The organism is Novosphingobium sediminicola (genome assembly GCF_014196525.1).
In the GTDB taxonomy this organism is placed as follows: domain Bacteria; phylum Pseudomonadota; class Alphaproteobacteria; order Sphingomonadales; family Sphingomonadaceae; genus Novosphingobium; species Novosphingobium sediminicola.
On record NZ_JACIDX010000001.1, the window covers coordinates 282,716 to 297,284 of the forward strand.

Annotated in this window: 11 protein-coding genes and 1 riboswitch; of the genes, 1 reads left to right on the top strand and 10 read right to left on the bottom strand. The window is 62.5% G+C overall.

Annotation, left to right across the window (positions count from 1 at the left end; genetic code table 11):
• Positions 1–106: 106 nt before the first annotated feature.
• The 8 genes from GGR38_RS01415 to GGR38_RS01450 all read right to left on the bottom strand — a co-directional run bounded on the left by GGR38_RS01415 (position 107) and on the right by GGR38_RS01450 (position 10,273).
• The gene (locus GGR38_RS01415) at positions 107–1,399 is read right to left on the bottom strand and encodes a voltage-gated chloride channel family protein (RefSeq protein ID WP_183621927.1); all 1,293 of its coding nucleotides are present in this window, start codon (positions 1,397–1,399) and stop codon (positions 107–109) included.
• Positions 1,400–1,423: 24 nt separating this feature from the next.
• A riboswitch (Fluoride riboswitch) is annotated at positions 1,424–1,518 on the bottom strand.
• Positions 1,519–1,572: 54 nt separating this feature from the next.
• Positions 1,573–1,980 (bottom strand): c-type cytochrome, encoded by a 408-nt coding sequence (locus tag GGR38_RS01420; protein ID WP_183621929.1) that lies wholly within the window; start codon positions 1,978–1,980, stop codon positions 1,573–1,575.
• A gap of 5 nt (positions 1,981–1,985) precedes the next feature.
• Positions 1,986–3,575, bottom strand: coding sequence for a flavin monoamine oxidase family protein (locus tag GGR38_RS01425; RefSeq protein ID WP_221226950.1), 1,590 nt, complete (start codon positions 3,573–3,575; stop codon positions 1,986–1,988).
• Positions 3,576–3,587: 12 nt separating this feature from the next.
• Positions 3,588–5,180: a flavin monoamine oxidase family protein gene (locus tag GGR38_RS01430; RefSeq protein WP_183621931.1), complete on the bottom strand. Its 1,593-nt coding sequence runs from the start codon at positions 5,178–5,180 to the stop codon at positions 3,588–3,590.
• A 48-nt stretch (positions 5,181–5,228) separates the two neighbouring features.
• Positions 5,229–5,744: a c-type cytochrome gene (locus GGR38_RS01435; RefSeq protein ID WP_246404162.1), complete on the bottom strand. Its 516-nt coding sequence runs from the start codon at positions 5,742–5,744 to the stop codon at positions 5,229–5,231.
• 85 nt (positions 5,745–5,829) lie between these two features.
• The gene (locus tag GGR38_RS01440; RefSeq protein ID WP_246404163.1) at positions 5,830–7,413 is read right to left on the bottom strand and encodes an MBL fold metallo-hydrolase; all 1,584 of its coding nucleotides are present in this window, start codon (positions 7,411–7,413) and stop codon (positions 5,830–5,832) included.
• Positions 7,414–7,772: 359 nt separating this feature from the next.
• Entirely contained in the window at positions 7,773–8,609 is an 837-nt protein-coding gene (locus tag GGR38_RS01445) for a copper resistance protein B (protein WP_183621933.1), read from the bottom strand.
• Positions 8,606–10,273, bottom strand: coding sequence for a multicopper oxidase domain-containing protein (locus GGR38_RS01450; protein WP_183621935.1), 1,668 nt, complete (start codon positions 10,271–10,273; stop codon positions 8,606–8,608). Before GGR38_RS01450 ends, GGR38_RS01445 begins: the two co-directional genes overlap by 4 nt.
• A gap of 266 nt (positions 10,274–10,539) precedes the next feature.
• Here GGR38_RS01450 and GGR38_RS01455 point away from each other — a divergent pair, with 266 nt between their 5' ends.
• Positions 10,540–11,601: an acyltransferase family protein gene (locus GGR38_RS01455; RefSeq protein WP_183621937.1), complete on the top strand. Its 1,062-nt coding sequence runs from the start codon at positions 10,540–10,542 to the stop codon at positions 11,599–11,601.
• 68 nt (positions 11,602–11,669) lie between these two features.
• Here GGR38_RS01455 and GGR38_RS01460 read toward each other — a convergent pair whose 3' ends face one another.
• Entirely contained in the window at positions 11,670–12,290 is a 621-nt protein-coding gene (locus tag GGR38_RS01460; RefSeq protein WP_183621939.1) for a hypothetical protein, read from the bottom strand.
• Positions 12,268–14,037, bottom strand: a complete 1,770-nt coding sequence (locus GGR38_RS01465) for a hypothetical protein (protein ID WP_183621941.1) — start codon at positions 14,035–14,037, stop codon at positions 12,268–12,270. Before GGR38_RS01465 ends, GGR38_RS01460 begins: the two co-directional genes overlap by 23 nt.
• Between the last annotated feature and the right edge of the window lie 532 nt (positions 14,038–14,569).

The following is a 14,569-nucleotide window of genomic DNA, read 5'->3' on the forward strand; positions in this document are numbered from 1 at the left end:
ATAACCACCACTCTTCTGCCCCCAAACGCAACACCGCCCATCGGACGCGACCAAGACATTACCGGGATTGCAAAGGGCCCCCGCCCTTTGCCCGCCGGAGGCATCCTTATCTTTTAACACCCCCCTTGCGCGCCGCGCGGACCGCCCGCAACGAGACCCCCGCCTCCACCCCCGGATAGAGCAACTTTGGCCGCCAGACCCGCTGGGAGAGGTAGATGCCATTGTGGCCGGAGCAGGCGTAGGCGGCGAAGCAGGCGAGCGTGATGGGCAGGATCGGCCCCGGCCCGAAGAGTTCGAGGCCCATGAGGATGCAGGCGAGCGGTGTGTTGGCGGCTCCGGCAAAGACCGCGACGAAGCCGAGGCCTGCGAAGAGATCGACCGGCCCGCCCAGCACGCCGGAGAGCGCATTGCCCAGCCCAGCGCCGATGAAGAACAGGGGCGTGACTTCGCCGCCTTTGAAGCCGGTGGAGAGGGTGATGACGGTGAAGAGCATTTTGAGCGCCCAGCTCCAGCCATCGATCGGGCCGGTGAAGAAGCCGGGGATCGTTGGCGCGTGGGGGTCGGCGGACCACACGCCAAGGCCCAGATAGGCCCGCGTGCCCAGCGCATAGGTCAGCGCGATCAGCACCAGCCCGCCGATGAAGGGCCGCGCCGGGCCATAGCGCACATGCCGCTTGAACCACCCGCCCAGCACATGGTTCGCCTCGGCAAAGGCAAGGCTGGCCAAGCCGAAGAGCGCGCCCGCGATGGTGGCCTTGAGCAGGAGCAGCCCGTTCCAGCCCCCAGCATAGTGGATCGCGTAGGAAGTATGATGGATACCCCAAGCCTGACAGGCCCAGTCGCCCGCATAGCCCGCGATCACGCAGGCCAACAGGCTGGGCAGATGCACCCGCCCGATGGCCAGCACCTCCAGCGCAAAGACTGCGCCCGCCAGAGGCGTGCCGAACACCGCGCCAAAGCCAGCCGAAATCCCGGCTTTCAGCAGGATTTGCACGCCCGCATCATCCAGCCGTGCGATCCGCGCCGCCGCGCTGGCGATGCTGCCGCCCAGTTGCACCGCCGTACCCTCGCGCCCGGCCGAACCGCCCAGCAGATGCGTGGCCATCGTGCCGATGAACACCAGCGGCGCCATGCGCAAAGGCACGCCGCCGCCCGGTTCATGGATCTCGTCAAGGATCAGATTGTTGCCGCCCTCAACGCTTTGCCCGACGCGGTGATAGAGCCAGCCGATCCCCGCCCCGCCCAACGGCAGCAGAAACAGCAGCCACGGGTGATCAAAACGCGCCCGTGTGACCGCATCGAGGCTCCACAGGAAGGCGGCGCACAGCGTGCCCACCACACAGGCCATCGCCAGCAAGGCCGGCAGCAGAACGATCAGACGGGAGAGGAGTGCGCGCATAGACCCACCTTGTTGCCAAAACAGCGAAAGGTAGGAATCATCAGCCTGTCACCCCAAGTTGCCCTAGGGCCGGGCGGTTCGGCCCAAAGGCCCGGCGGAAATCCATCGCCTTGGGCGCGGCTTTGGCCCAAACGCGGCCCTGCGTCAAGATGAGGCGTCAAGGCCGCGCCCCATCAGCGTATCGCCTTGACCTCCTCGGCCTTAACCGCGCCTTTGAACTTGTTGCCGAAATGGCTGCGGACATAGTTGACCACATCGGCCACCTGCTGATCGGTCAGCATCGCGCCGATCGGTGGCATGCCGTTCAGCCCTTTGACCACCACCATCGCCGGATAGGCGCCAATCGCGAGTTTGGCATTGCCCGCCAGCGCGGGATAACGCCCCGCGCCTTCGGCCCCCTTGGCGTCCTGCATATGGCAGGCAGCGCAGACGCGGGTGAAGATCTGCTCGCCGCTCGCCTCGCCCAGCATCCGCGCGCCAAAGGCTGCATCGCCAGCCGAGGCGGCGGCGCGGGCCGGGGCCTGCGCATAGGCGTTCGATGCCAGCCCCATCAGTGCCATGCTCAAGATCAGTTTTCTCATGTCTCTCACCCCGCGATAACCCGTTGATGCAGCCGCGTGATCGCGTCGATGGCCGAGGTGATGCCCCCCTCCTGCCAGCCGCCGTAGTACGAGGCATGTTCGCCCGCCAACAGGATGCGCCCGTCAAACTTGCACAGGTTCTTGTAATGCTCGGCGCGCGATGCTTCCGTCCATGATCCGAAACAGCCCAGCGTGAAGGGCACCCGGTGCCAAGCCACGGAGACGCCGTTCATAAATTCGCCCCTGTATTGCGGATGGATCTGCGAACCCCATTCCAGCACCTTTTCGACGCGCTGCGCAGGCGTGCTGGCGGTCAATTCATAGCCCGCCGCCCCGCCGACATAACAGCCCAGCAAAACGCCCGGCCCCTTGTCGCCATAGCGGGTGGAGGGATAGGAGATCTGGCTGTTGGGCAGGTCGGTATAGGTGATGCCGCCGTAAATCTGGTCGTCCTGTTCCCAGAAGCGGCGCTTGAATTCGAGGCCTACCTTGACGCTGGTGGAATAGGGCACGGCGCGGATCGCGGCGTCCAGCTCGGGGCTGACATTCATCTCGATCTGGGCCAGCACCGGCAAGGGGATCGTGCAGAGGCAGTAATCGGCCGAAGCCTTCATCACCGCGCCACTCTTGGTGTCCTTGTAACTGACGGTGACGCCCTTCTCGTCCTGCTGGATCGCGGTCACCTTGCTGTTTTTGCGCACCATATGGCCCACGGCGCGCTCAAAGCCCTTGGCCACCTGCCCCATGCCGCCGACCGGCTGGAAGATGGTGGAGAGGTGATCCCATTGCAAATTGCCGCCGATGGAGCGCCACAGGCCTGAGCGCAGCAAGGTCTGCACATCAATCGGATCGGAAGGCTCAGGAACGGCGGACAGGCCCCCGCCCGGCTCCTTGTCATAGCCGCGCCGCCCGCTGCTGGCCGCGCCCTTCACATAGCGCATGTTGCGATCCAGCGCGCCCCATGAACGCAGCGCTTCGAGCAGGATCTCGCCATCCTCCTTGCTGACCGTTTGCGCCAAGGCCCCGGCATTGACCGATTTGGCCAGCAATTCGCCGACATGGCCGTAAAAGTCCGCCTGAATATGGCGATAGCGCTGCGGCTTGCCGCCAAACGCCTGCGTATTATGGACATAGGCGTTGTAATTGACCTGCATGAAGGGTTCGAGCGCGACGCCCAGTTCATGGCAGTAATGAATGAGACCATGGTGATGCCATGGAATGCGCCACGGGCCGGGGTTGATGTAATTGCCCGGCGCGAACTGGCACGTCTGGGTCGCGCCGCCCAGTTCGGTATAGGTGTCGCCGCCCTGCAGCGTCCATGAACGCCCGCCCACGCGGTCGTTATATTCCAGCACCTGCACCTTGTATCCCGCGCGGGAGAGTTCGAGCGCGGCGGTCATCCCCGCCACGCCCGCGCCCAGGATCAAAACGCTGGCGCCCTTATTGTCGCCCTCCAGCTTGGGCGGGCCTTTGAAATCGGACGCCTTGGCCTGATCCATGCTGGACATGGCCATATACATCGCCGAAGCGCCCGCCGCCGTGCCGATCATCGAGAGCAGATCGCGCTTGGTCATGGGCATGACAGGTTCGTTCATCCCGGTCACCCCTTATGCCGCCAGAGCGCGTTTGTGGAGGCGCGTGATCGCATCAAGCGAGGAGAGCAGCGCGCCTTCCATCCAGCAGCCGTAGTAAGAGGCATGTTCCCCCGCCAGAACGATGCGCCCGTCCATCGAGACGAAATTCTGATAATGCGCCTCGCGGCTTTCCTCGGTCCACATGCCGCAGCAGCCCAAAATCCACGGCATCCGGCTCCACGCCACCGAGGCGCCATTCATGAATTCGCGGCGGTATTCTTCCGGGTGGAACACAGACCCTTGCGCCAGCGCGGCCTCGATCCGCTTTTCCGGGGTCATGCCCGCCAGCATGTATCCGCCCGCGCCATTGGCAAAGGCGCCCAGAAGTACGGCGGGCTTGTCCTTGAAGAAATCGTAATTGGGATAGGAAATCAGCCCAATCGCCTGATCGGTGAAGCTGTGGCCACCATAGATCGAATATTTCTCTTCCCAGAAGCGGCTCTTCATTTCCAGACCGATTTTGACCTGACCGCTATAGGGAATCGCCTTGATCGCGGCTTTCTTGGCGTCCGAAACCTGCATGTCCATCTGGGCCAAAATGGTCGCGGGCAAGGTGCAGACCATATAGTCCGCCGTCGCCACGCCCGTCTTGCCGGTGACGGTGTCGGTCCATGTCGCCGCCACGCCCTTGTCATCCTGCTTGATGCCCGTCACCTTGGTGTTCAGGCGCACCAGCTTGGCGATCTGTTTATAGAAACCCTTGCCGATCATATCCATGCCGCCCTTGGGCTGGAACATAGTGGTCTGCATCACATAGTTGAAATAGAAGCTCATCTGGGTCCAGACATGGCTGGACAGGACATCGGACAGGCCGTTGATCTTCGACGGCGTGGGCGCACCATTGACGCCCCCGCCCGGCGCGCGGTCATAGCCGCGGCGGCTGGAAACACCCAGGTTGCTGGTGAATTTGAGATCGCCGTCCAGCGCGCCCCATTCGCGCAGCGCCGCGATCAGCTTTTCCTTGTCCTCCTTGCTGACGGCACTGTCGAGCGCGCCGGCATTGAGCGACTTGCCCAGCAGTTCCGACACATGGCCGGTGAAATCCACCGCCAGTTCCTTATACCGCTGCGGCTTGCCGCCAAAGGCGTCCTTGCGGTGGACCATGGCATTGTGGTTGAGCTGGATAAACGGCTCAAGTTCCACCCCGAAGGCTTTGCAGTAATGCAGCAAGGTGCGGTGATGATGCGGGATGCGCCAAGGGCCGGGGTTGAGGTAATTGCCCGGCTGATAGGCGACATTCTGCGTTGCGCCGCCCACCTCGACGATCTTGTCCCCGCCGCGCACCGAATAATTGCGGCCGCCGGGGCGGTCCTGATATTCCAGCACCTGAACCTTGTAACCCGCCTTGGTCAGCTCATAGGCCGCCAGCATCCCGGCAAGCCCAGCGCCCAGCACCAGCACGCTGGCCCCGGCGCGGGCGCCCGACAGCGCGGGCGGGCCGGAAAACTGCGTCTCGGCCGCATGGCCCAGCGCCGTCATCGCCTGATACATGGCAAGGCCGCCCCCCGCACGGCCGATCATCGTCAACAGGTCGCGGCGGGTCTGGGGCGAAAGATCGCTGATCATGATGCGTCCTTTATTGCGGGAATGGTCGGCGCTTGCTGGTCGCCTGAATTACTGCCCACAGGCGTTGAGACAGTCGCGCTTGGGCACAGGGCCGGTGGCCACACGCTTCACATCGGCAACGGTCACAATGTCGTGGTAATCGTTGAAATGGCCGCGCACGTAATTGACGACAGCGGCCATCTGTTCAGGGGTCAGGATCTCGGTGAACCACGGCATCCCGCCGCGCCCCTTCAAAAGCAGGGTGATCGGATAATCCTTGTCTGCCAGCTTGGCATTGCCCGCCAGCGCCGGGATCACCGCCCCCGCGCCGCCCCCGCCCTTGGCGTCGGCCATGTGGCAGGCCTGACAGATTTCCTCGTAAACCTGCTTGCCCTCGGCGGAGATCTGAACATTCGTGGTGCCGCCTGCGGTGTCCTGCGCCATGGCCGGGGCAAAGCCCGCAACGCCCAGCGGCAGACATGCCGCCAGCGCCAAAAGCCAGCGGCGTTTTGTTGCCCCCGACGCCCTGTTTACAGCGTCATCATTCGCGGCCCCCGCCGCCCCATCCTGTTTCCATGCGCCCATGGCCGCGAATGTGCCATTTTCCGCGCCGCGTCCTATGCCGCTTATTGCGTATGGCAATAAGCGGCCCGGCCATGTTGAGTGGGGCTTATCCTTGGGCCTGCGACAAAATGCGCCGCATCGCCTCGATGGCGCGCTGCCGCTCGGCCTGCCCCTTGATATGGCTCAGTTCATCCTTGAGCGTGGCGGCAAAGGCGGCATAGTCATTCTGCCAGTCGTGGCCCATCGCCTGCTGAATATCGGTGCGCCCGGTGGTCAGCCGTTTGGCGGGCGCGCCCGGCGTCAGGCCATAGGTTTCGCCCAGCGCAGGGCGGATGATCGACAGCGCCGCATCCTCCTGCTGCATCAGCGCGGCCAGCGCCTCGATCCCCTCGGGCTCGCCATGCGACAGGATCAGGCTGCCTCGGATCGGTTTGCGCGCGCGGATCCATGCGGCCAATTCGCTCTGATCGGCATGGGCCGAATAGGTGTCGATGCGGCGGATGCGGGCGTGTACGGACACTTCATTGCCCGAAATGCGCACGCGCGGTGCCCCCTCCAGAATGACCCGCCCCAGCGACCCGGCCGCCTGAAAGCCCACGAACAGCACCGTGGATTCGCGGCGGCACAGATTATGTTTGAGATGGTGGCGGATGCGCCCGGCCTCGCACATGCCGCTGGCCGCCATGATGATCGCGCCCGAAATCGTGTTGAGATGCATCGAATCGACCGGATCCTCGACATAATGGACCGAGGGGTGGCGGGCGATGTCGATGCCGTCGAGGTCCTCCAGCTCATCGGCATGGACGGCAAATACGCGGGTGGCGCGGCTGGCCAGCGGGCTGTCGACAAAAATCGGCACGCCCGGAATGCGATTGGCCTCGACCAGATGGATGATGTCGGTCAGCAATTCCTGGGTGCGCTCCAGCGCAAAGACCGGGATCACCAGATTGCCCCCGCGCACCAGCGCCTGCTTGATCTCGGTTTCCAGCGCATCGCGACGCGCGGCAATCGTCAGATGTTCGCGCACCCGGTTGCCATAGGTGCTTTCGCAGACGACATAATCAAGGTTGCAGGGGCCTTCTGCATCGGGCTGCAATTCCTTGTTTTCCGGGCCGATATCGCCCGAACACAGCAGACGCACGCCCCCCGCCTCGATTTCCGCCGAGGCGCTGCCCAGAATATGCCCCGCAGGCCACAGGCGGGCGCGGAAACCGGGGGCCGGTTCAAACCATGTGTCCAAAGGCACAGGCCGCGCCGCGCGCCATGCCGCCAGCCCGTCGCGCTCGGTATAGAGCGGTTCGAAATGGGCCGCGCCGCGCCGGTCGGGGCGGCGGTTGCGGCGGGTGGCGTCACCTTCCTGAATGCGCCCGGCGTCGGCCAGCATATATTCGAGCAGATCGGCCGTGGCGCGCGTACACCAGATCGGCCCCTGCCACCCCATCGCCATCAGGCGCGGCAGCAGCCCGCAATGGTCAATATGCGCGTGGGTCAGCACCACGGCGGCAATATCGGAAGGGTCAAAACCCAATTGCCCGTGATTGAGCGTTTCGAGCGTCCGGCTGCCCTGAAACAGCCCGCAATCGACAAGGATATGTTTGCCCCCATCCCCCCGCGCCAGTTCCATGCAGGAGCCGGTCACGGTCTGGGCCGCGCCGTGAAAGGTGATCGAGAGCGGGGGCTGCGCTGTCATATGTCATCCTCGGTTCTGTTTTGCCAGAAAGGTTAGGCGCGAGGGACGCGCCCGGCAAGCCCGGGATGTGGCGGCAGATCTAAGGCGATGTCTTTGCGCTGGATCTAAAGGTGGCCCCCGCCGTTCGTAGAGTTACAGCGATATCAAGGGAAAGGTGCCTCCGGCGGGCAAAGGGCGGGGGCCCTTTGCAATCCCGATACTGTCCGTGTTGCGCCATGGGTTCGACGTTGGGGGAGCTGGCCGCGCCGCAGGCTATTAAACCGCTTCGCGGAAAAGCGCGTTCTGCCCGGTAAAGCACCACCCCATAATGGGATTGCAAAGGGCCCCCGCCCTTTGCCCGCCGGAGGCAAAACTCCCGATCACATCCACAATTTCACCCCCAGCACGAGGCTGGCAGACGATGCCGATTTCCCCTCGGCCCGCGCATAATCGGCGGTGCGGCCCAGCGAGGAGGTCCACAGCACGCCGACATAGGGCGCGAATTGGCGGGTAAACTCATAACGCAGCCGCGCACCGACTTCGATGCTGGTCAGCCCGCTGCCAAGCTCACGGTCGGGCTGGTCCTGCACCGAAAAGTTCACTTCGCCGCGCGGCTGGAGGACGAGGCGGCGGGTAATGCGCTCATCGACAGCGGCCTCGATGCGGCCGGTCAGTTCGCCGCGTTGCGAGAGGAACAGCGCACCCTGAATGTCGAAACGATAGGGCGAGAGGCCGTCGATGGCCAGCATGGCATGGGTGCGTTGGGGTCCGGGGCCGAAGTCCTGACGCAGGCCGCCGCGCAGGTTCCACCATGGGCCGAGCGCGCGGGCATAGAGCGCCTGCACCTCGCCCTCCTTGAAGCGGCCCTTTTCCGCGCCACTGTCAAAGTCGCCCTCGCCCCGCGTGGCCACGACGAAGCGGTTGACATTGCCCGTCCACGCCTCGCCCTCGAAATGATAGCCCTTGTCCGGGCCGGTCACGCGCACTTCGGCCAGATCGGCGCGGAACTGGCTGTAGGTCAGGTTGCCATGCTCGTTCATCATAACCGCCTCGGCCCGCGCCATGGCGGCGGGGTCAAAGTATCGGTCGGCCAGCCGGTCATGCGCGGGCGCGGGCGCAGGCGCGCTGCCGGGGCTTTGATCGGTGCCAGTCTCCTGCGCGTGCAGGCCGGTGGCGGAGAGGGCAAGCGCAAGGCTCAGAAAATACCGCATCTTCATGCCCCCCGCACCTTGACCACGCGCATCATCCCCATCGCCATATGCAGGAACAGATGGCAATGCATCGGCCAGTCGCCCTCGATCGCTGTCACGTCGAAACTCACCTTTCCTCCGGGCTGAACAATCACAGTATGTTTGCGCGGGGAACGGTCGCCATGGCCGGTCATCAGTTCAAAGATATGGCCATGCAGGTGGATCGGGTGGCCCATCATCGTGTCATTGATTAATGTGATGCGCAGCCGCTCGCCTGTGGTCCAGGTGACGGGATGATGCGCCTCGCTCATGGTCACGCCATCAAAGGACCAGAGATAGCGGTCCATGGATCCGGTCAGATGCATCTCGATCTCGCGCTGGGGCGCGCGGGGGTCGGGGTTCTGTTCGGGCGCGACCAGATCGCGGTAGGTCAGCACGCGGTGGCCGATCTTGTCCAGACCCAGCCCCGGATCGCCGGTGCGGTCCACCGGCATGGGCGCGATCATATCCACCCCCGGCCCCAATTTGACATCGGGCGCATTGGCCTGACTGCGCATCGACATATCCATCGAGCCGCTGCCATGCGACATGTCCATATCCATCCCCATGTCGCGCATGGTCAGCCGCACCGGCGCGCGCAAAGGCGGAACAGGCGCGATGAGGCCCGGGCGCGGGGTCAGCGTGGCCCGCGCCATGCCCGAACGGTCCATCGCCTCGGCGGCCACGGTATAGGCGCGGTCCTGCGGCGTGATGATCACGTCATAGGTCTCGCCCGGACCCATCTGAAATTCATCGACCTCGACCGGCACCATCGGTTGGCCATCGGCGGCGATCACCTTCATCGCCAGATCGGGAATGCGGACGTTGAAGAAGGTCATGCTGCCCGCGTTGATAAAGCGCAGGCGGGTGGGCGCGCCGGGCGTGATCGGGGCGGTGAAATTGTCGGCCATGCCGCGCCCGTTGATCAGATAGCGGAACACCTTGCCGGTCACATCGGAAATATCGGCCGGGTCCATCCGCATCTGGGCAAATTCGAGGCGGGTTTTCAGCGGCTGATCACGCCCCGCGATCAATCCGGCCAGCGTTTGCGGATAGCGCGCATAATGGCCCGGATCGACCTTCAGCTTGCGCAGGATGCCGGCCGGGTGGACAAAGCTGTGGTCGGACAGGACCATAACGTGATCGTGGGCCGGGGGCGCCGGGTCGGCTGCGGCTGGTTCGATCACAATCGAGCCGTAACAGCCCATCATCTCCTGAAGGCCCGAATGGCTGTGATACCAATAGGTGCCGTGCTGGGTGATGGCGAATTCATAGGTGAAACGGCCCAGCGCCGGGATGCCCGGAAAGGACACGCCCGGCACGCCATCCATCTGAAACGGCAATTCCAGCCCGTGCCAATGGAGCGAGGTGTCCTCGGTCAACTCATTGATCACCGTGATGCGCAGCTTCTGCCCCTGACGCAGGCGCAGCGTCGGGCCGGGAACGGAACCGTTAATCGCCACCGCGCGCGCCGGGCGACCGTCAATCTGAATCGTGGTCTGACCGATTCGCAGCGTGATCTCCTCACCCGCCAGTTCGGGGGTGGCGGGCATGGTCGCGCCATGGGCCACGGGGGCGAATCCGACGCATGACAGGGCCAGAGCGGCGCTGCCCTGCAACAGATGGCGGCGGTTCATCGGCGGAAAATGCATCGGCGGGTCATTCCTGCGCAAAGGGATTTACCCTTCATACGCAGGCTTTCGCACAAACCCTCACGGCTCTGTCCATAAAAGTGAAAAAATCACGGGGTTCTGGCCACAACCTGTAGCGGTGCGAACTATTCTCAATATAATGATCAAAATTTGACTATACATCAATTAATATAATGTTAATATTTTAGTTGATTGCCAATTTCTCGATAGCGCGCGACACGCTTTCGGCATCCCTATGTCCTTCCCCATCATTTTTTGGAGACACTATGGAGCAGGTAAAATATCGGCCTCAACTCGATGGTGTGCGCGCGTTCTGTATTATATTTACAATAGCCAATCACGTTGAAGGTCTGCCTACATTTATCAACGGATCGGTCGGTGTTGACGTATTCTTTGCCTTGAGCGGTTGGCTCATCACCCACTTTCTGATCGTCGAGCAAAGAAACAGCGGGACGATTTCTCTGTCCAATTTCTATATCCGCCGAATCTTCAGGATCATGCCGCTCTATTATATAACGCTGGGCCTCTACATTGTGTCGACCCTTGCCACGCGCGACCCGGTAAAACTGGCCGAGATGGTGCCGGCCCTGCCCTATATCGCGACATTCAGCAGCGAATATCGCCCCAGCACCACCGGCAACTTCTTCGGTCAGGCATGGACGCTGGGCATTGAGGAAAAATTCTACCTGATCTGGCCCGCCATCATGCTGATGCTGGGCGCGCGGCCGATACGCGCGGCCATTGCGGCCATCGTCTGCATCACGCTGCTGCTGATGCTGTCATCTGACGTGGGCCAGATGGAGTTTCTGATGCGCGGCTATATCGGCCTTGGTCTGGGCACGGCAATGGCTGTGCTGGTCGAGCGCCGACCGGCACTGGGCGCATGGCTGGAACGGCGACCGGTGGGAGCCATCGCGCTGGCCCTGATGGTCCTGCCCTATCTGGGATCGGTGCTGGTGGCGCGCTGGACGATCTGGAACATCGCCATGGCCGCGCTGGCCACGCCGATGATCGCCAGCATCTGGCTGGCCCCTCACCAATGGCTGGCGAAATTCTTCGCCACATGCGTGCTGGCATGGCTCGGCAGGCTGACCTATGCGATCTATCTGATCCATAATCTGGCCAAACATGCGGTGGTTATGGCTCTTGGCAAATGGCATCTGCCGATCACCGGATGGCCGCTGTTTATCGCCACCTATGCCGCCGCGATCGGTCTGGCGTGGGGGCTTCATCTGACCATTGAAAGGCCGATGATCCTGTTTGGCCGCAAATTGGCCAAAAGGGCGCAGGAACGGCTGCCGATGGGCGCCCTGCCTGCTGCGGAATAATGGTCGCAGACGGAAATGATGCGGGGCGGCGGGCATGAAGCCGCCCCGCACCGGGCGGCAAAGCCTTCCTACCGCGCGGAAAGTTCCACTTTGCGGATCTTCGTCACGACCAGATTGAGCCTTTTGATCAGATCCTGCAAATTCTGATCGGCCCCGGTAAGGGTGATGAGCCGCAATTCCCCCTCGATTTCGGCCAGTTCGACGATGCAGCCGATCAGGTCAGTGCGCAAAGCGGGCAAGGCTTCACTGCCGCCGACATATTCTTCGCGATATTGCGCCGCCAGAGTCATCAACGAGCCCACGAAGGTAAGCCCTGCCGCCGCGATCTTCGCCCACGAGCTGGTATCGCCCAGCACCATCCCCAGCAGGCCAAGCGAAGTGGCCGAAGTCAACGCGCCGCTGGCATAACGAAAGCGGGCAATCGAGCGCAATCTGTCTCTGAGCCTGTCGAGGCAGCGCTCGCCATCCGCGCGGGCGATGGGGATCGCACGCACCACCAGATCGCGCAAAACCGTGTTCACATCGCCATCAGCAGCAACCGCATCGCCGCCAAGCTTTTTGCCGGCGGTCAGCAAATCCCGAAAAACCGGAAACGCCTCGCGCCTGCTCGCCAAAAAGGAAGGATCATGCCGCTCGATCAGATCGACGACGGCCTGCGCCGCCAGATTATCGCGCGCGCTCTGCCCCATACTTGCCCTCCCCCTTGCTGAACCCGGCCAAGCCGCCGCGCAATGCCGTCATCGGCAGATCGAGAATGCTCTCCTTCACCACGGCCGGATCGATGCCGCGTTTGCGCAAGGTCCGCGCGATGGCAAAGGTGACACTCCCACAACCAACCAGCGAAACAAGCGTAAAAGCCGTCGTATTGCGGTCGGTGAAGAAATGATAAGGCTCCGGCAGGCCAAACAGCACCGACCAGAGCCAGAGAAAGCCGCCAGCCACCAACAGCGTCACCAGCCCCGTCGCGTGGCCATTAGCCTCCTTGACCTGCGTTTCGCCACCGTCACTTTTATCCGCGCCGTTGGCCATGAGGCAAACCCACAGGAACGGCACACTCAGGATTGGCAAGGGCGCCACGAACAGCATCCAGAGCAGCAGGCCCCACGGGGCAACGTGGATGACCGTGCGATAGGCAATCAGCGCAGGCCCCAGCACGAAGAAGGAAAGCGCCCGTCCGATTACCCCGATCAGATGGCCGACAGGGGCGATTGCGCGGTCGGGCGCATCCCACCATCGATCCTTCCACCTGGCCCAGCTCTTTCTGGGCTCCAGCATCAGTAGAACCGCACCGCCCAGATAAAGCACCGGCCAATACCAAGGCAGCGCCGGAATGAGCCGCCATGACAGATCCGCCGCGCGGGCGGATGAAAGCGTTCCACCTCCAACTGAACTGAACAGCGGCGAAGTCGCGGCGCCGCCGCTCGGCCGCACCTGCAAGGCTTCAAACCGGGCCCGCTCGGCCACGGAAAAGTCGGGCCGGATGAGCATTTCGCCTGAGTCGCGGGCAATGGCACCCAGAAAGCCGCCCATCGTATCCTGCCCGACCGCCTGCGCCAGCGAGGCGGCAACCCGATCCCCCCGAACACAGCCGGTAAAGCCGGTCACCGCCCGCGCGATGGCCGCCTCACAGCCCAAAAACAGGACAGTCCCGTCCGCTTCCCGGCTCGCCCGCTCAATATCGGCTATAACAAATCGCCCGGTCTCACGGCCAAGCGGGTCGCGCATCACGAAAGCACCGTTCTCCACATGGCCGACGATGACCACCGTCTTGTCGCTTCGGCCGGAAATCATAGCCAGCAGTTCATCCAGACTGCCCGAAAAGCCTTTGTGCAGCTCGCCAAGAGCCGCGCCGAGAGAATGGCGCATATCGACATCAAGGGGATCGAACAGCGATATGACCTGAATATCGTGCCGAAAGAATGGCCGATCGACTATCCAGCGGATGTCGTCCAGACCCTTGGCGCCGATATCGAGAAAGAGGCCGGGCGATTCCTCAAAGCCGATCACCGGCGTTTCCCCGACGCGGAACTGCTTGATCCGATGCATTTTCTCGCCCCGCTGCAAGGCAAGCGAACGGACATTGCCCATCAGATTGTCGAGATCGATTTTCGCCAGATCATCCGTATCGAGCAACAGGTCGAGCTGGTGAAGCGTATCTGATGCCGAATTGTTGAAGCGGAATTTGCCCAGATCGTCGAACTGGCCGCCCAGCCTGAATTCCTTGCCCAGAGCATCGACCAGAACCGCGCCATCATCGCCAAATGTCAGATAGGCAGAGGCACCCTTACGGCCGATTGAGGACAGGGCGGACAAACGATCAAGCGCGGCGGCCTTGCGCGCGATACGGGTCGCCTTGGCGGCCTTGGCCGCTGCATTGGCGGCTTCTCCGGCGTCATCGAGCAGCCTCCCCGCCTTGAGAACCAGCGGCGCCGCCATCAGAGGTTGAGGCTGAGCAACCAGTAGGCTAACCATGAGTAGCGCGCGGGCAATGATCCTCATAACACCCCCAATTGCTGCGAACTATTTTTCGAATGCGGTATTCATGTAAACTGATCGGGCAGTCTCTTTATCGAGACCATATTCCACCACATCAATTGCCCTGTCCAGCGCAATACAGCAAATATGCTCGCACGATTTTAGATAGAAAGCATGGGATTTTAATCGATGTGATGCAGGATCATTCAACTACAGAAGATCACTATTAAAATATGCCGCGTTGAAACATCAGGATCGCGGGAAGCTGCTTCAGACCTACCCTTAACGAGAACAGGCGCCAGCGCGAAAAGGTTGGGCGTGGCTGCGGAAACGCAGAAGGGCGGTTTACACCGAGGTGTAAACCGCCCTTCTATTACGCACCTAAGTACCTGTTATATGGTAGCGGAGGAACGCTGCGACCTTAACAGTAAGGTTTACCGAATTGAAGTTTGATCCGGCCAGCAAGGCCCGGATCTGCGGTTTGCCAGCCATC